The following is a 16951-nucleotide window of genomic DNA, read 5'->3' as shown; positions in this document are numbered from 1 at the left end:
GATCGCGGTTATTCTGTCGCCTGCCGTGCGGGATTATACACGACGGCGGTGCGGGCTTGGATACCGCGAACGGGAAAGCCGTCCACCGGTGGCGCCCGGCTGAGCTGCCCCGGTGGCGGGATCGTACGGGCGACGCCTGCGGCAGGATCTCCGCCAGGGCGGATGGCTCGCGCCGGCAGATCCGTCGCGCCGTGGCAGGCGCTGATTTGCGGAGCCTGTCAGTTGATGTGTGCTGAACCGGGCGGGTAAGACCGCTGTGATCAAGCAGGACCGTGCTGTAACAACAATGGATGGGTGGTATGGCTCGTACTATGCAGGCTGTCTGACCCTGAACCAGGCCGCGTACAGGGCGGGCAGGAAGAACAGTGTGAGCACGGTGGCGACGAGCAGCCCGCCCATGATGGCGACCGCCATCGGGCCCCAGAAGGTGCTGTGCGTCAGGGGGATCATCGCGAGGATGGCGGCCGCGGCGGTCAGCATGATCGGGCGGAAGCGACGCACCGTCGCCTCGATGATCGCCTCGTACGGGGAATGTCCCGCCTTGATGTCCTGCTCGATCTGGTCGACCAGGATCACCGAATTGCGCATGATCATCCCCGCCAGCGCGATCACGCCCAGCATGGCGACGAAGCCGAACGGCCGCTGCAGCACGAGCAGGGCGATGGTCACGCCGATGAGCCCCAGCGGTGCCGTCAGCAGCACCAGCAGCGTACGCTGGAAGCTCTGCAACTGGACCATCAGCAGGACCAGGATGAGGACCAGCGCGAACGGCACGACGGCCTTGATGGAGGCCTGCGCCCTGGCGCTGGATTCCTGCGCGCCGCCCATCTCGATGCGATAGCCGTCCGGCAGTCCGGCGGCGATCTCCTGCATGGCGGGCAGCAACTGCGCGGCCACGTCCGGCGCCTGCACGTGGTCGGGGATGTCGGCGCGCACGGTGATGGCCGGAAAGCGGTTGCGCCGCCAGATGATGCCTTCCTCGAATCCCTGCGAGACGGTGACGAGCTGGCTGAGCGGCACCGCCTTCCCCTCCGCGTTATGGATGGTCAGCTCGCCGAGGGCGCCGAGGTTCTCGCGATCCTCCTGCCGTGCCCGGATGACGACATCGATGGAGCGGTCCAGCTCGCGGTATTGCGTCACGGCGAAGCCGCTGAGGATGGCGTTCGTCGTTTGCGCGATGTCCTGGGAGGACAGGCCCATCGTGCGCGCCTTGTCCTGGTCGACATCGAGCCTGACCGCCTTGATCATCTCGTTCCAGTCCGTGTTGACATTGCGGATGCTGGCGTTGGCGCGCATCGCCCCGGCCATCCCGGCCGCGATGGTGCGCAGCGTCTCGGGGTCGTCCCCGATCACCCGGAACTGGACCGGGTACCCGACCGGCGGGCCGTTTTCGAGGCGGCTGGCGCGGCCGCGCACCAGCGGGAAGTCGTTGTCGAGGATGTCGCGCAGCTTTTTCAGGGTGGCCTCGCGCGCCTCGAGGTCGCTCGTCATGATGATCATCTGGGCGTAATTCAGGTGCGACAGTTGCGGGTCCAGCGGCAGGTAGAAGCGCGGCGAGCCGCCGCCGACGTAGCTGACGTAGTTGACGACGTTGCCGTCACCCATCAGGTGTTTCTCGAGGTTCTTCACCTCGTTCTCCGTGGATTCGAAGGTGGAACCTTCGGGCAGCCACAGGTCCACCAGCAGTTCCGGGCGCGCGGAGGCGGGGAAGAACTGCTGTTCGACGGCGGTCTTGAAGGCGACGATGGCGGCGGCAAACGCGGCGATCGTGGCGAGGATGACCCGGGTCCGGTGCTGCACGCACCACGCCACCCAGCGCCGGAAGCGGGCGTAGAAGGGCTTTTGATAGATCTCCTCATGGCTGACGTGGGCCCTGGCCTCGGGCAGCAGCATGTAGCCGATGTACGGCGTGAATACTACCGCCACCAGCCACGAGGCGAGCAGCGCGATGGTGACCACGGCGAAGATGGAGAAGGTGTATTCGCCGGCGCTGGACCTGGCGAGGCCGATGGGCAGGAAGGCGAGGGCGGTGATCAGCGTCCCGGTCAGCATCGGGAAGGCCGTGGAGGTGTAGGCGAAGGTCGCGGCGCGGATCCGGTCCCAGCCCTCCTCGAGTTTCAGCGACATCATCTCCACCGCGATGATCGCGTCGTCCACCAGCAGGCCGAGCGCGATGATCAGCGCGCCGAGCGAGATGCGCTGCAGGTCGATGCCGTAGAACTTCATGACCAGGAAGACGATCGCCAGCACGAGCGGGATGGACAGCGCCACCACCAGGCCGGAGCGCACGCCGAGGCTGAGGAAGCTGACCGCGAGGACGATCAGCAGGGCCTCCAGCAGGCTGCGGGTGAATTCGTTGACCGACTGCCTGACCACCGCCGGCTGGTCGGACACCTGGTGGACCTCGATCCCGACCGGGATCTCCGTCATCAGGCGCTGCATGGTCTGCTGCAGGGATTTGCCCAGCGCGATGACGTCGCCGCCTTTCGTCATCGAGACGGCGAGCCCGATCGCGTCCTGGCCCAGGTAGCGCATCCTGAACGTGGGCGGATCCACGTACCCGCGGTAGACGCGCGCGATGTCGCCGAGGCGGAAGATGCGGTCGTTGGCGCGTATCCCGATGTCGCTGATGCTGTCGACGGAATCGAAGTCGCCGGAGATGCGGATGAAGAAGCGGTCGCTCTGCGTCTCCACGGTGCCGGACGCGGTCATCGCGTTCTGCGCCTGCAGGGTGGAGACGACCAGCAGCGGGTCGATGCCGAGCGTGGCCACCTTCGTGTTCGACAGCTCGATGTAGATCTTCTCGTCCTGCTCGCCGACGAGGTCGACCTTGCTGACGTTGTCCAGGCGCAGCAGTTCCTGGCGGATGCGGTCGACGTAGACCTTAAGTTCGGCGTAGCCGAATCCGTCGGCCGTGAAGGCGAAGATGGAGCCGTAGGTGTCGCCGAACTCGTCGTCGAAGAACGGGCCGAGGATGTTGTCCGGCAGCTCCTCGCGGATATCGCCCACCTTTTTCCGCACCCTGTCCCAGATGAAGTCGACGGATTTCGGCGGTGTGTCCTCGCGCAGATAGACGAAGACGACCGCCTCCTCGGGTTTGGAGTAGCTTTTCAGGTAGTCGAGGCTGGGGGTCTCCTGCAGTTTCTTCTCGATCTTGTCCGTGACCTGCAGTTCCATCTCGCGCGCCGTGGCGCCGGGCCAGATCACCTTCACGATCATCGTCCGGAAGGTGAAATCCGGGTCCTCCTTCTGGCCGAGGCTGAAATAGGTAAGGACGCCCGCGATCATGAACACGGCGATCAGAAAGCGGATGAAGGCCTGGTGGCGCAGGGCCCAGGCGGAGAGATTGAAGTTCGTCACGGCAGTTCCGCGGTGCTGAGCAGGCGTACCTTCTGGCCGGGATGGAGTTTATGCACGCCCGCGGTGACCACCAGCTGGCCGTCGGACAGTCCCTTTGTCACGGTGACGGCATTGTCGTGAAAGCCGTCCACCTCGACCGGCACCAGGTCCACGGCGCCGGAGGTTTCATCCACGATCCATACCGCCGGCTGCTGTTCCTTCTGGAACAGCGCGGTGAGCGGCAGGCGCACCGACTTGCTGCCGGATGTGCTGCTGAACGCCACCGACGCGGTCATCCCGAGCTGCATCGCGTCGTCGGCGTCGGGTACGGAGACCTTCACCGTATACGTGCGGGTCACCGGATCGGCGCTGGGGGAGACCTCCCTGATCCGGCCCTGGTAGGTCCGCGCGGGATTCGCCCACAGCGATACCTGTATCTGCTGGACGGAGCGCAGCCGGTCGAGGACGTTTTCCGGGACGTTGATGACGATCTCTTTCTCCCCGAAGCGGGAGGCGCGCATGACGGTCTGTCCCGCGGACACGACCTGGCCCACTTCCGCGTCGATGGCGGTGATGACGCCGGGATAATCCGCCCGCAGGTCCGTGTAGGCCGCCTGGTTCTGGCTCAGCTTGAGCTGCGCACTGAGCTGGTCATGATTGGCCTGCGCGGCCTTGTAGGTGTTGAGCTGGCGGTCGTAGTCGGACTTGCTGACCAGGTTGACCTTGACCAGGCGCTCGGAACGTTCCAGGTCGATCGCGGCCCGGTTCAGGTCGGCCTCGGCGGCCGCGAGCTGCGAAGTGATGCTCTGGGTATTGAGGTTGGAATCCTGCGGATCCAGTCGCGCCAGCAGGTCATGCGGCTTGACGCGGCTGCCGACCTCGACGTGGCGTTCCACGACCTTGCCGCCGACGCGGAATCCCAGCGCGGTTTCGTGCCGCGCGCGGACCTCGCCCGGATAGCGCGCCATCATCTCGAATTCGCTCGCCGCGACTTTCTGAAATCTGACGGGACGGATTTCCTCGGCCGGCGGCGGAGGCCCGCTGCAGGAGACCGAGAAAACGGCGGCGAGGGCAAGCGCCCGGATTCTGGATGGCAGGATCGGCACAGGCATACGTCATCCCTCGGGAATCACGCACGATGCGAATCTATGCTAGCAGCATTTTTCCGGGCTGTAATCGTCGTACAAAGTGATAGTAATCATATGGAAATACCGCTACACGTGACGCGGTATGATGCGACGTATCGCAGTCAAGGTCTGCGCGACGGTCGCAGCATCGGGCGGCGCCTGCGATTGCGGTGATCCCGGGTTTTTACCGGCGCAATCGCTTGCTCAGATGTGTTTGTCTGTAATCGCGAAATTGCTATAAGCCCCAATTACCATGTAAAATTTGCTGCTTCTGGAGTGACCTCGATAACAACCCCGGACCGATCACGTTATCCACGGTCATTTGTCGTCAACCGGGCGCCGCGGCGCACGAATGTCGTAAGGATTCAGTATGGGTGCACAGTGGAAAGCGAAAGGCAAGGAGGCCGCGGCCAACGCCAAGGGCCGGATCTTCACCCGGCTCGCACGCGAGATCATGGTGGCGGCGCGCGCGGGCGCAGACCCGGACATGAACCCGCGCCTGCGCCTCGCCGTCGATCAGGCGAAGAAGGCGTCCATGCCGAAGGACACCCTGGAACGCGTCATCAAGAAGGGCGCCGGCCTGCTCGACACGGGCGTGAACTTCGAGAAGCTGACCTATGAAGGTTTCGCGCCGCACCGCGTGCCGGTGATCGTCGAGTGTCTGACGGACAACGTCAATCGCACCGTCTCCAACGTCCGCATGCTGTTTCGCAAGGGCCAGCTCGGCGCCTCGGGCTCGGTGGCCTGGGACTTCGATTATCTCGGCATGATCGAGGCGACGCCGGAAACTCCCGGCGCCGATCCGGAAGCGGCCGCGATCGAGGCCGGGGCGCAGGACCTGGAACCCGCCGAGAACGGCGCCACGCTGTTCCTCACCGATCCCACCGACATGGACGCGGTGTCGCGCGCCCTGCCGGCGCACGGCTTCGTCGTGCAATCTGCGCACCTCGGCTACCGGCCGAAGAATCCGGTGTCGCTGGGCGAGGCGGAACGCGCCGAGGTCGAGGCCTTCCTCGAGGCCATCGATGCCGACGACGATGTGCAGCGCGTGTTCGTGGGGCTGGCCGACTGAGACCGGAGTCCGGGGATTCTCCCCGGCCGCTTCAATCTTTCTGTTTCCTGAGCGCCAGCGCGTTCATGCAGTAGCGCAAGCCGCCGGGCGCCGGGCCGTCCGGGAAGACATGGCCGAGGTGGGCGCCGCAGGTGTTGCAGGTGGTCTCGATGCGCCGCATGCCGTGCGCGGTGTCGCTGTGATAGGCGATGGCGTCCGCGCGGATCGGCTGGGTGAAGGACGGCCAGCCGGTGCCCGAGTCGAACTTCTCGCGCGCGTCGAACAGCAGCGTGTCGCAGCACACGCAGGCGTACAGGCCGGGTTCGAACAGGTTGCACATCTCGGAACTGAACGCGCGCTCGGTGCCTTTCTCGCGCGTGACATGGTATTCCTCGGGGGTGAGCCGGGCACGCCACTCGGCGTCGGTCCTGCTCACGCGGCGCTCCGGCCCGGGGTTGCCTTTGCTCGCGAATCCGATCACGTCGTTCCACTTCAGCATGTCGTGTCTCCAGGGTGGCGGGCCGGGCCGGTCGATCCAGCATAGCCGCGAATCGCGGCCGGACCAAGGCCTGCGCACGTGATCCGCTGGCGGCGTCATCATTCGAGCTCGTAGCCCGGAGGGAGGCGCATGGCGCCGTAGTCCGGGGCACGCCATTCCCGGATTCCGCTTCGCTGCATCCGGTCTGCGATTACTCCGGCTTCCCGGTTCGACGGATCAGAACAGTGCCGCGATCGCGGCGCGCTCCTCATCGTCGAGATGGAAGGCGAAGATCCCGAGATCCTCCTGCATGTGCGCCTCCGAGGTGGTGCCTGTGAGCGGGACGACGCCTTCCTGGGTAAGCCAGCGGAACAGGATCTGCGCCGGCGTGCGCCGGTGCTTCCTGGCCGGCCCCTTGACCTTCTCGTGCGCCAGGATGTGCGGGTTCGCCGTCAGCGTCCAGAAACTCTGGTAGATGATGCCGTGGTCGCGGCAGAAGGCGCGGATCTCGCGGTCGTAGCGGGTCTCGGCATAGAACCGGTTCTGCACCACGGCCGGCGGGATCCGTGCCGAGCGCCGCAGCGCCTCGAGATAGGCGAGGCTGTAGCAGTTGCTGATGCCGAGCTGGCGCGCGCCGCCGGCCTCGACGATCGCCTCCATCGCCGACCAGGCCTTGGCCAGCTGGCCGGTGTCTTGCAGCGGCGAGTGCAGCACCAGGCAGTCGACGTAATCGGTGTGCAGGTTCTGCAGGGAGGCGCGGAACGACTGCGCGACCTGGTCGGCGAGCGCGGCGGTGCGGTCGTAGGGGGTCTGCTTCGGGTCCTGGCCGTCGATCGGGGTGAATTTCGTCTGCAGGTAGAGTTCGGCCCGTGTCAGTCCGTCGTCCAGCGCGGCGGCGATGGCCGCGCCCACGCCGGCCTCATCGTAGTGCTTGGGCTGGCCGGCGGTGTCGATGCCGCGGAAGCCGTGGCGCAGCGCCAGGCTCACCAGTTCCTGCGTCCGGCTTTTCTTCCAGGCCGTGCCGTAGATGATGCGCGGGCTGCGCACGCCGTGGATGGAAGTGACGTATTCGTTCTCGCTCATGGTGCGGGATTCTTCGCGCGGCGGATGCCGGGACGGGTCAGTCACATTCTACTTGATAGATGTCCATCGAGGGCAGATGCAGACCGGTCAGGCGGCCGCGCCGCGAATCGTCCAGGCAGATCGCGAATTCGCCCCTCCAGTCGGAGAATTTCCGCAGGCCGAACTGGGAGTTGTGTCCGGCGATCTGCATCCGGTACTGGCGCAGGCGCCGCGGCGGCTCCCGGTTCCAGAGCAGGCTGCGGTCGAAGCGGGCATCGCGCGAGCCGGCGCCGAGTTCGCAGGCCTCCGCGAGGGTGGAGCCGGGATACACGAAGGCATGGGAGATCAGGCAGTCCCCGATCTCCAGATAGAGCGGCAGGCGTTCGATCCAGTCCAGCACCTCCGCGGGGACGGCGCCGCGAAACGAATGCAGCGTGGCGTCGCCGCCGTTGACCTCCCACGAGCCCGGCGTGTAATAACCGGTGCCCCGGCAGTGGTCGAGCATCATGTGTTCGTGATTGGCCAGCACGGCGCGGCCGTTGGCCATGAACCATTCGACCACCGCACGCGAATCCGGCCCGCGGTCGACCATGTCGCCGAGGGAGATGGCCTCCTCGTCCGGCATCTTCGCCAGCAGGCGCAGCAGGGCGGCGTAGTCTCCGGAGATGTCGGCGATGATGTTGGGCATAATCCGGCGGCGAGGGGACAGATTTTAAATCTGTCCCCATTTAGTGTGTGTAAGGGGACGGATTTAAATCTGTCCCCAATGGCCCGGCTACTCGATCGACCGCTGAATCAGCGGCACCAGCGCCTCAGGCAACCGTATCCCGCCCGACAGCGCAAAGTCGTGCGCCTGTTTCGACATCTTTTCCCAGGTCTTGCGGATGATGCCGCGCCATTTCTCCTCGTCGTATTCGGGGTGCCTGGCGGCGAAATCCAGCATGTAGCTCTCGATGAATACCAGCGCGGTGACGTCCTCCAGCATCTGGGTGTCCGGATTCTTCTTGAGCGCCCGTTTGCCCACGGCCTTCTTCACCCGGTCGATGACGTCCGCGTCGCAGCCGGCCTGCGTCAGCAGTTCGGCCGCGGTGTCGGCGTGGAAGCGGTAGAGGTCCTTGCGCCATTGCAGATAACCGTCGCGATCCATCGGATAGGCGTCGCGCGGCGAGGTCCAGCGCCGGACATGCTGCGCGCGAACCGCGAGCCTCACCGCGTCGTCGGCCGCAGGGGCATAGCGCTGCAGCATGTCGGACATGCGGCGGGAGTAGAGCAGCTCCTTGGGCCACTCCGTCCCGTCGGCGGTCTCGCGGTTCGGGTCGGCGCGGTTCGCGGCGTCGATCAGTTCAATGGCCTTGTCGAATGTTCGTGGCTGCGGCATGGCGTGTCTTTGGCTCAACGGGTTCGTTCCGGGTGGGGGTGCGTGCGAGCAATGGTCTCGGCGCGGCTTCAGCGCCGTATATGATGCCTCAAATCGCGGAAATTTCCAGTGCGCTAACGCCGTTGCGAGGCGGTGAATTCCGCGAAGCCGAGGATGAACTGCGCCAGCTGTTCCCGCGTCTTTGCGTCGGCGAGATCGCCACCGTCGCCAAATACGGACCCCGCGCGCGACACCTGCAGGCGGGCGCCGAACCAGGGCCGCATGCCCAGCGTGCGCAGCACCGGCAACCAGGCGTTCTGCGCGAGTATCGTCCCGAAGCCGCCCGGCGAGGCCCCGATGACCGCGACCGGACGGTTGCCGAAGATGCGCGGGATGTCAGAGGACGGCCGCGACAGCCAGTCGATCGCGTTCTTGAATACACCCGGAATCGAATTATTGTACTCGGGCGTGACCAGCAGCAGCCCGTCTCCGGCTGCGATACGATCCTTCAGCGCGGTTACGGTTTGGGGAATGCCATCCTTCGCCTCGACGTCGCCGTCATAGAGCGGGATGCCCTTGATGCTTCCGATCTCCAGGCTTGATCCTTCGGGCATCAGATCAACGGCGGCGCGCAGCAGCGCCGCGTTGTATGAACCGGAGCGCAGGCTGCCGGCAATCCCCACGATCCTGGACATGGTCTCCTCCGGTCCGGCGGCGTTAGCCGGACGACGTCAGACAGCTATCATCCCGCCGGGTCTGGCGCGCGGTCAACCGGACAGGGCGGGGCGCCGGGAACGTAGTGAAGACAATGGATCAGGCTGTCGTTACTGCCGCATGATTCCATGCGGATTTCTGCGCCGGGTCCATGGCCCGGCGGATTTCATACAGATTCGTTGCGGTCATCAGCGGAGGCCGCCCCATGGGCACGCTTGACACACCCTGCGCCCCTCTGTTGAAGCCGGAGCGCGTGGTATATTCCCCCGGTGGCGGCACGGAGGGATGCGCGGACGACCCGTTTCCGGACCGTCCGCGCCGAGTCACGAATAAACGGGAGACATCACCATGCTCAAGAAAATCACCCTGGCCATCGCGGTCCTGGTCGCCGCGATCCTCGTCTACGCCGCGACCCGGCCTGACAGCTTCCGCGTCGAGCGCAGCGCGGTGATCCAGGCGCCGCCGGAGGAGATCTTCGCGCGCCTCGAGGACCTGCATGAGTGGGCGGCCTGGTCGCCATGGGAAAAGAAGGATCCCGCCATGAAGCGGACGCACAGCGGCGCGGCGCGCGGCACGGGCGCAGTGTACGGCTGGGACGGCAACGACGACGTGGGCCAGGGGAGCATGGAGATCATCGAGACCGTTCCGCCCTCCCGGCTGGTCATCCGGCTCGATTTCATCAAGCCCTTCGAGGCGCACAACATCGTGGAGTTCGCGCTGCAGCCGGCGGGCGGGGCGACGAATGTCGTCTGGTCCATCCACGGCCCCAGTCCCTACCTGTCGAAGCTGATGGGCCTGTTCTTCGACATGGACACGATGATCGGCAAGGATTTCGAGGAGGGGCTCGCCAGCCTGAAGTCGCTCGCCGAGGCCTGAGCGCGAGGATTCCCGACGCAGGGAGCAGACCTTGGTCCGGATTCCGTATTCTGTTTCATATTATCCAGGAGGTGTTCGATCATGGCCAAGTACGTCGATGGATTCGTCCTGCCCGTCCCGAAGAAGAATCTGGCGGTCTATCGCCGCCTCGCACGCAAGGCGGGGAAGATCTGGCGCGAACATGGCGCCCTGGAATACATGGAATGCGTGGCGGACGACGTGAAGCCCGGCAAGCTCACCTCGTTTCCGCAGAGCGTGAAACTGAAGCCGGGCGAGGTCGTGTTCTTCTCGTGGATCGTCTACAAATCGCGTGCGCACCGCGACCGCGTGCTGAAAAAGGTCTTGGCGGATCCGCGCCTCACTTCCATGGGCCCGAATGCCATGCCCTTCGACAGCCGGCGCATGATCTACGGCGGCTTCAAGCCGGTGGTTATGCTTTGACCAGCGGGGACGGACTTCGAATAATCCGGGACAGATTTATTTTTATTCCAGGGGACGGACTTAAGTCCGTCCCCGTGCCGTCGTAAATCTGTCCCGGATTATTTCTCTATCCCGGCTTTTTCCCGGCACTGCGCCGCCAGGCGCCCGGCGGCGAAGTCGATGAAGACGCGCACCGCCGGGATCAGGCCGCGGCGAGAGATGTAGACGATGTGCAGTGTGACGCCGGGCAGTTGCCAGGCGGGCAACACGATCTCCAGCCGGCCGGCGTCGATGTCCTCCCGGCACATCTCGTCCGGGATCGCCGCGACGCCGAGGCCGTCCAGCGCCGCCTGCCGCAGCACCAGCCAGTCGTCCGACTCCAGCCGCGGTCGATAGGGCACCGTCGTGTCCTCGCCGCCCTCGCTTGTCAGTTGCCAGGCGTAACCCGCGTCGTGGCGGCTCTTGCCCAGGCTGGGGAAACGGGCGAGGTCGGCCGGCTGGTCGGGGCGGCCATGGGTATTCAGTAACGCCGGGCTTGCCACCAGATACGTGCGGCTCTCGCCGATCGTGCGCGCGACGAGACTGGAGTCTTCCAGCGGCAGCGCGCGAAAGCGGATCGCCACGTCGAGGCCTTCGTCGATCAGGTTCACCAGCCGGTCGGTCGCCGCGAGCGAGACGCGCACCTCGGGATAGAGCCGCATGAACCCGGTGATGATCGGCCCGAGTACCGACTGCGCCGTCAGCGCCGGGCAGGTCACGCGCACGTGCCCGCGCGGGACGGCCTGCACCTGTTCCACCACTTCCGCGGCGGCCTCGGCCTCGCTGACTATCGCGCGGCAGTGCTGGTAATACTGTTCGCCGACCGGCGTCAGCGCGAGTTTGCGCGTGGTGCGGTGCAGCAGGCGCACCCCCAGGCGGTCCTCCAGGTCGGCGACGCGCCGGCTGATGCGGGAGGTGGTCAACCCCGCCACACGGCTCGCCGCGGTAAAGCTGCCCTCATCGACCACCAGCGCGAACAGGTAGAGGTCGTTCAGGTCCTGCAGGCCGGCCTTGGTGGTGACGTTTCGATTATTGCGCATAACATGAAAGTGTTTGCTGAATACGATATCTAATCATGGATTACTGTCGGAATTAACATTAATCCTCAGGAAGACGGTTGTAAAGGGCGGGGCGTCCGCCCGCCGTGCCATCCCGTGAGGAGAACGACCATGAAACTGCTGCACATCGATTCCAGCATCCTGGGCACCCAATCGGTCACGCGCCAGCTCGGACAGGAGCTTGTCGACCAGTGGCGCCTGCGTCACCCCGGCATCGAGGTCACGCATCGCGACCTCGCGGTGAGCGCGCCCGGACATCTGACCGCCGAGGCCCTTAGCGCGCGCCAGGTGACGCCGGAGCAGCGCAGTCCGGCGCAGCAGGCGGAGCTCGCGCTCGGCGAGGAGCTGCTGGCGGAATTCATCGCCGCGGATGTGATCGTGCTCGGTGCGCCCATGTACAATTTCTCGATCCCCTCGCAGCTCAAGGCCTGGCTGGATCGCGTGCTGGTCGCGGGGCGCACCTTCAGATACACGGAGCAGGGACCGGTCGGTCTCGCCGGCGGCAGACAGGTCGTGATCGTCTCCGCGCGCGGCGGGGTGTATTCCGCAGGTCCGGCACAGGCGATGGATCACCAGGAGTCGTACCTGAAGGCGGCGCTCGGCCTCGCCGGCATCACCGACATCAGCGTCATCCGCGCCGAGGGCGTCAATCTCGGTGCAGAAAAGCGCGAGCAGTCGATCGCCGCCGCACTCGACCGGGTGCGGGCGCTGCCGAGGAAGGCGGCCTGATCTGCAGCAGCAAGAGGGGACGGATTTCACAATCCGTCTCCCGTGTTTGGATCTCGGAGCAAGGGGACGTATTTAGATAAGGGGACAGATTTGAAATCTGTCCCCATGTTCGCATGATGATGATACAGGAGGCAGGCCATGAAAAAACTTGCATTCATCCAAAGCCAGGACACCGGCCACTGGGTTGGCGACGGATTCCCGGTGCGCAGCATCTTCTCTTACCACGACCACAGCGCCGAGCTGTCGCCGTTCCTGCTGCTGGACTACGCCGGGCCGGCGACCTTCGCGCCGACATCGGCGCGGCGCGGCGTCGGCGAGCATCCGCACCGCGGTTTCGAGACCGTGACCATCGTCTACTCCGGCGAGGTGGAGCATCGCGACTCGACCGGCGCCGGCGGCACCATCGGTCCGGGCGACGTGCAGTGGATGACGGCGGCCGGCGGCATCGTGCACGAGGAGTTCCACGCCCCCGGCTTCGCGCGCGAGGGCGGCCTGTTCGAGGTGATCCAGTTGTGGGTGAACCTGCCCGCGCGGCACAAGATGGACGCTCCCGGCTACCAGCCGATCACGAGCGCGGACATCCCGCGCGTCGAACTGGAGAACAGCGCCGGTTCGGTGCGCGTGATCGCCGGCAGTTTCAACGGCGCGGCGGGACCGGCGCGCACCTTCACGCCGATCAACCTGTGGGACGTGCGCCTCAAGGCCGGTGCGCGCGCGGAGTTCGATCTGCCGGAGGGGCACACCGCCGGTGTGTTCGTGCTGCGCGGCCGCATCCGTCTCGGCGGCGGGGAACCGGTGTCGGACGCGCACATCGCCGTGCTGGAGCGCGCGGGCAGCCGGATCGTCATCGAGACGGACGAGGACACGACGCTGCTGCTGCTGGGCGGCGCGCCGATCGACGAGCCGGTGGTCGGTTACGGTCCGTTCGTCATGAACACCCAGCAGGAGATCCGCCAGGCCATCGCCGACTACCAGAGCGGCAAGATGGGGCGCATCGCCCGGCGCGCGTAACGGTACCCCCGAAACCGGTTCGGTTGCCGGTTTTCGGAGGTTTTCCTGCTCGTTGCGCTAGATCAGGCGACGTGAAGGTTGGATTTCCCCCTGGATGGCGCGGTTTGTTTACGCATTGCCCGCCGAATGAAGGTGATTTATATTCCGTGTACGGCGCCGATCGTGCAGGCGCGCGGGTGGTGCCGTGGCGCCGTAGCGGTATAACAAGCCTGAATAAAACTGCCGCAAGGATCGGGTCCCCAGGATGATTGACGAGAGCGTGTTCAGGGCGTCGTTCCGCGCTGTGGTGCGGGGCGTATTCATCATCATCGTGCTGTCGTTGTTCAAGGCCCTGACCGAGCACATCCCCGGCGCGGAGACGGCCTTCGGCAAGCTGCGCTTCAGCGACTGGCTCGACATCCTGCTCACGCTGGGCGTGGTCGTGATCCTCGTCCGGATCTTCGTGCCCCTGAAGCAGGTCATCGCGTTCTATCTCTCGATGCTGATGAAGGTCGGCAAGATCCCGGGCCGGGATACGCTGCTGGGGCGCATCATCGCACTGAGCCAGCTCCTAGTCCTGTTCGTCTACCTCGTCGTGCTGTACCAGTACCTGGTGCCGGTGATCCTGCAGCTGAACAACGCCTTCCTCGACTGGGACAAGCTGAAGATGATCCTCGACATCGGCTCGGTGCTGTTCGGCGTCTATATCCTGGTGATGCTGTGGCGCGAGGGCGATCCGGTCATCGAGGTCATCACCGGCGGGATCACCGACAAGGTCGCCGGCTCCTCCGTGAAGGCCGCGTACCGCGACTGTGCGAAATGCGGCGCCAGGAACGATCTCGACGCGGAATTCTGCACCGGCTGCGGCACGTCCCTGAGCCAGCCGGCGGGCGGCAGCAGCAGCGTTTTGTCCTGCCCGAGGTGCTCCGCCGCGAGCCCGGCCGGGGCGAGGTTCTGCCAGAAGTGCGGCATGGCGCTGCAGGCGGCCGGTTCCTGAATGCGGCGGATGCGGCCATCCTCGATCAGGTGTTGGCACGGGTGTTGCTAACCATATCAGGGCACCATTCCAGTCCGCCGCCGTTCGCGGAACTTCACCATGGATCAGGGAGGCTGCAATGAGCACTAAGATCGCAATCATCGGTTTGGGCAGGATCGGTTCCACTGTCCTCGAACAGATGCAGGGCGCCAGCGGCAGGGGATCGAGATCGTTTGCGTCAGCGAGCTGCACGATACGCCCGGCAAGCGCGAGGCGCAGGCCAGCGGCATGCCCGTACTGAGCATCGACCAGATCGTCGCCAAGGGGGACGCGGTGGACATGATCTTCGACATGACCGGCATGCCACAGGTCCGCAAGGAGCTGCGCGAGAAGCTGTTCGCGTCGAACAACAAGCATACCGTGGTGGTGCCGGAGAACGTGGCCTACCTGATCTGGGCGCTGCTCTCCGGCGAACACGTGCCGGACAAGGACCACCGCAGCGGCTATTGATCACGCGCGCGGATGCGTGCATGATGCGTTCCGGTGGTTAAACCGAATGACCTGACGCGAGGAGCGAGGACGCCATGGCAAAAGGCCAGCAGAACAACAAGGAAACCAAAAAGAAACCGGCCATGACGCCGAAGGAAAAGAAGGCCGCGAAGAAGGACAAGAAAAAGTAAGGCTGTACCGGTGCGGTGCCCGCGGTGAGGGAGCCCCGAGCCGGCTACGCCGCGCCGCGTTCCCCGTGCCAGGCGCCGGTCGCGTCTAGAGGTCGGCCGCCTTGATGATGATCGAACCGTCTTCCTCGTAGCCGCCTTTTTCGATCACTTTCCTTGCCGCGGCCTCGATAACCACCCGGTTTTCCTTGATTGCCCGCAGCGGATTTTCCGCCGTGGCGTGGAATTTCTTTTGCAGGATTTCCATCGAAATCCGGCACAACACCCGTTTCTTGTTGACCTGCGCCGCGATGGTGCCGGTCTTGCTGAGGGGATTCCAGGATTCGAGCCGCGGGAAGAGGATCTCTTTCCCGTTGAGCGGTGATGCGCGGTAGCCGGATAATTTCATGTCGAGGGCTCTTGCTGATGGGGGGACGGCCCGTTCGCCTGCCGTCATGCCGGCGCCAGCCCGTGGAGGCAGTATGGCACGCACAGGGCTGTTTGTCCCTTTATTTAGTGAGTTGCGCGCCAAACAGCATGTTTAACACCAGGCTCAGGACCGAGATGAACAGCGCCACTCCCACCGCCGGCCAGAAGCCGGTGACGTCGAAGCCGGGCACCACGAAGGCGACCAGCAGCAGGATCAGCGCATTGATCACCAGCAGGAACAGGCCGAGGGTGAGCACGGTGACGGGCAGGGTGAGGATCACCAGGACCGGTTTGATGACTGCGTGGGCGATGCCGAACAGCAGTCCGGCGATGAACAGCGCGCCCAGGCCCTCGTAATGCACGCTGGCGAACAGCTCCGCCGCCACCCACAGCAGCAGCGTGTTGAGCCCCCAGAAGACGACAAATCTCAGCATCGGAAAACCCGGGACAGATTTATTTTCATAGGAACTACAGGCTACAGGATATTAACAGATCTGTCCCGGGGCGCGGAAAGCGTGCGCCGGTTGACGGACAGGCATAGAATGGGAAATCCACCCATCTTGCATAGGAGTAATCCTATGAATCGCTATCTCCCCCTTGTCGCAGGTTATCCGTTGTATCCGGTCGTGCTGGCGCGGATCCCCGATCCGGGACTGACCTTGCTGGGCCATGAAGCGCCGGCGCTCGAGCTGATGACCGATTTCCGCCATACGCCGGCGATCTCGGTCCACGCTGCAACCCAGATCGACGACGCCCTGAACCAGATGATCTATTCCGGCGTCCGGCTGCTCTTCGTGGTCGATGCGGCGTTCAAGGTGCTCGGAACGGTCACCTCCAGTGACATCCACAGCGAGAAACCCATGCTCTACCTGCAGTCGCGGGACTGCCGCATCGGCATCTGCACGCGCGACGATGTCCAGGTGCAGGATATCCTGACGCCGGTGCACGCCTGGCACGCGCTGAACTACCGCGACCTCGCCGACGCCACGCTGGGCAACATCGTGCAGACCTTCAGGAATCTCGGCGTGAGGCACCTGATCGTCCTCGACGGGGTCTCGGTACAGGGCATCCAGTCGGTACGCGGCCTGTTTTCGGCCAGCGTCGTGGAGCGCGCGCTGGGCATCCGGATCGACTCGACCGAGACCGCCGAGAGTTTCGCCGACATCGAGCGCGAGCTGGCGCGCGGTTGAGACGTGAATGGGGACGGATTTCAAATCCGTCCCCGGGTTCATGCCTGGCAGCCCTCCAGCACCGCGGAGGCATACTCGTGCGGCTCGCCCTGCCACAGGTAGGCTTCGAAGATGATCCTGAGCAGGCGGGTGGAATAGGGGGCCGCGGCGCTGATTTCGTCGTGCGAGGCGATGGCCGAGTCCGGATCGGTGGTCGCGAGGTGCAGGATGTGTTCCGGCCGGATGCCGAGCCTGGAGTTGATCACGGAGTCCATCCCCACCATGGCGAGGCCATAGCAATGGGCGCCCGCATGTACGGGAGAATGCGCGGTGTTCTCCTCGCTCCCATGGCCGCCGCGGCTGATGGCAACCAGCAGCAGGAGATACACCACCGTCGGATGCAGGGACCGCTTCATACCGGTCACCCTTCCTTGACCGCCGTTCGATGGACGGGACGGTGTGTGTGGCGATCAATGGATTA

General features: G+C 64.9%; 18 protein-coding genes and 1 pseudogene. 8 read left to right on the top strand and 11 right to left on the bottom strand.

The window, feature by feature from the left end; translation table 11 throughout:
* Positions 1–309: 309 nt before the first annotated feature.
* Together IPK65_03920 and IPK65_03915 are read right to left on the bottom strand one after the other, a co-directional pair.
* Entirely contained in the window at positions 310–3360 is a 3051-nt protein-coding gene (locus IPK65_03920) for an efflux RND transporter permease subunit (protein MBK8162312.1), read from the bottom strand.
* Complete coding sequence (locus IPK65_03915; protein ID MBK8162311.1) at positions 3357–4451, bottom strand: efflux RND transporter periplasmic adaptor subunit; 1095 nt, start codon at positions 4449–4451, stop codon at positions 3357–3359. The genes IPK65_03920 and IPK65_03915 overlap by 4 nt, the downstream gene beginning before the upstream one ends.
* A 385-nt stretch (positions 4452–4836) precedes the next feature.
* On the opposite strand from IPK65_03915, the gene IPK65_03910 reads away from it, so the two are divergent.
* Positions 4837–5538 (top strand): YebC/PmpR family DNA-binding transcriptional regulator, encoded by a 702-nt coding sequence (locus IPK65_03910; GenBank protein ID MBK8162310.1) that lies wholly within the window; start codon positions 4837–4839, stop codon positions 5536–5538.
* A gap of 31 nt (positions 5539–5569) precedes the next feature.
* On the opposite strand, the gene msrB is transcribed toward IPK65_03910, so the two are convergent.
* The 5 genes from msrB to IPK65_03885 form a co-directional block, all read right to left on the bottom strand.
* Complete coding sequence (msrB, locus tag IPK65_03905) at positions 5570–6016, bottom strand: peptide-methionine (R)-S-oxide reductase MsrB (GenBank protein MBK8162309.1); 447 nt, start codon at positions 6014–6016, stop codon at positions 5570–5572.
* A 216-nt stretch (positions 6017–6232) separates the two neighbouring features.
* Positions 6233–7078 (bottom strand): aldo/keto reductase, encoded by an 846-nt coding sequence (locus IPK65_03900; protein MBK8162308.1) that lies wholly within the window; start codon positions 7076–7078, stop codon positions 6233–6235.
* A gap of 37 nt (positions 7079–7115) precedes the next feature.
* Positions 7116–7745 (bottom strand): metallophosphoesterase, encoded by a 630-nt coding sequence (locus tag IPK65_03895; GenBank protein ID MBK8162307.1) that lies wholly within the window; start codon positions 7743–7745, stop codon positions 7116–7118.
* Between the two features lie 87 nt (positions 7746–7832).
* A complete protein-coding gene (locus IPK65_03890) occupies positions 7833–8435 on the bottom strand; it encodes a DUF4202 domain-containing protein (protein MBK8162306.1) in 603 nt (200 codons plus the stop codon).
* A gap of 113 nt (positions 8436–8548) precedes the next feature.
* Positions 8549–9109, bottom strand: coding sequence for an NAD(P)H-dependent oxidoreductase (locus IPK65_03885; GenBank protein MBK8162305.1), 561 nt, complete (start codon positions 9107–9109; stop codon positions 8549–8551).
* 367 nt (positions 9110–9476) lie between these two features.
* On the opposite strand from IPK65_03885, the gene IPK65_03880 reads away from it, so the two are divergent.
* Together IPK65_03880 and IPK65_03875 are read left to right on the top strand one after the other, a co-directional pair.
* Complete coding sequence (locus IPK65_03880; protein MBK8162304.1) at positions 9477–10004, top strand: SRPBCC family protein; 528 nt, start codon at positions 9477–9479, stop codon at positions 10002–10004.
* 81 nt (positions 10005–10085) lie between these two features.
* Entirely contained in the window at positions 10086–10445 is a 360-nt protein-coding gene (locus tag IPK65_03875; protein ID MBK8162303.1) for a DUF1428 domain-containing protein, read from the top strand.
* Positions 10446–10543: 98 nt separating this feature from the next.
* Here the strand turns inward: IPK65_03875 and IPK65_03870 are convergent, their stop codons facing one another.
* The gene (locus tag IPK65_03870) at positions 10544–11503 is read right to left on the bottom strand and encodes a LysR family transcriptional regulator (GenBank protein MBK8162302.1); all 960 of its coding nucleotides are present in this window, start codon (positions 11501–11503) and stop codon (positions 10544–10546) included.
* A gap of 129 nt (positions 11504–11632) precedes the next feature.
* Here IPK65_03870 and IPK65_03865 point away from each other — a divergent pair, with 129 nt between their 5' ends.
* The 4 genes and pseudogenes from IPK65_03865 (at position 11633) to IPK65_03850 (ending at position 14726) form a co-directional block, all read left to right on the top strand.
* Positions 11633–12250: an FMN-dependent NADH-azoreductase gene (locus tag IPK65_03865; protein MBK8162301.1), complete on the top strand. Its 618-nt coding sequence runs from the start codon at positions 11633–11635 to the stop codon at positions 12248–12250.
* A gap of 138 nt (positions 12251–12388) precedes the next feature.
* The gene (locus tag IPK65_03860; GenBank protein MBK8162300.1) at positions 12389–13261 is read left to right on the top strand and encodes a pirin family protein; all 873 of its coding nucleotides are present in this window, start codon (positions 12389–12391) and stop codon (positions 13259–13261) included.
* Positions 13262–13907: 646 nt separating this feature from the next.
* Positions 13908–14237, top strand: a complete 330-nt coding sequence (locus IPK65_03855) for a zinc ribbon domain-containing protein (protein ID MBK8162299.1) — start codon at positions 13908–13910, stop codon at positions 14235–14237.
* A 118-nt stretch (positions 14238–14355) separates the two neighbouring features.
* Positions 14356–14726: pseudogene (locus tag IPK65_03850) on the top strand (homoserine dehydrogenase).
* Between the two features lie 255 nt (positions 14727–14981).
* Here IPK65_03850 and IPK65_03845 read toward each other — a convergent pair.
* Positions 14982–15329 (bottom strand): DUF1488 domain-containing protein, encoded by a 348-nt coding sequence (locus IPK65_03845; protein ID MBK8162298.1) that lies wholly within the window; start codon positions 15327–15329, stop codon positions 14982–14984.
* 52 nt (positions 15330–15381) lie between these two features.
* Positions 15382–15735, bottom strand: a complete 354-nt coding sequence (locus IPK65_03840) for a phage holin family protein (protein ID MBK8162297.1) — start codon at positions 15733–15735, stop codon at positions 15382–15384.
* 144 nt (positions 15736–15879) lie between these two features.
* Between IPK65_03840 and IPK65_03835 the strand changes: the two genes are divergently transcribed.
* Positions 15880–16491: a CBS domain-containing protein gene (locus IPK65_03835; protein MBK8162296.1), complete on the top strand. Its 612-nt coding sequence runs from the start codon at positions 15880–15882 to the stop codon at positions 16489–16491.
* 38 nt (positions 16492–16529) lie between these two features.
* Here the strand turns inward: IPK65_03835 and IPK65_03830 are convergent, their stop codons facing one another.
* On the bottom strand, positions 16530–16886 hold the full coding sequence (locus tag IPK65_03830) for a hypothetical protein (protein MBK8162295.1): 357 nt from the start codon (positions 16884–16886) through the stop codon (positions 16530–16532).
* Positions 16887–16951: the final 65 nt, after the last annotated feature.

This window comes from Gammaproteobacteria bacterium (genome assembly GCA_016712635.1).
Classification (GTDB): domain Bacteria; phylum Pseudomonadota; class Gammaproteobacteria; order SZUA-140; family SZUA-140; genus JADJWH01.
This window is presented reverse-complemented; position numbering and strand designations above follow the sequence as displayed.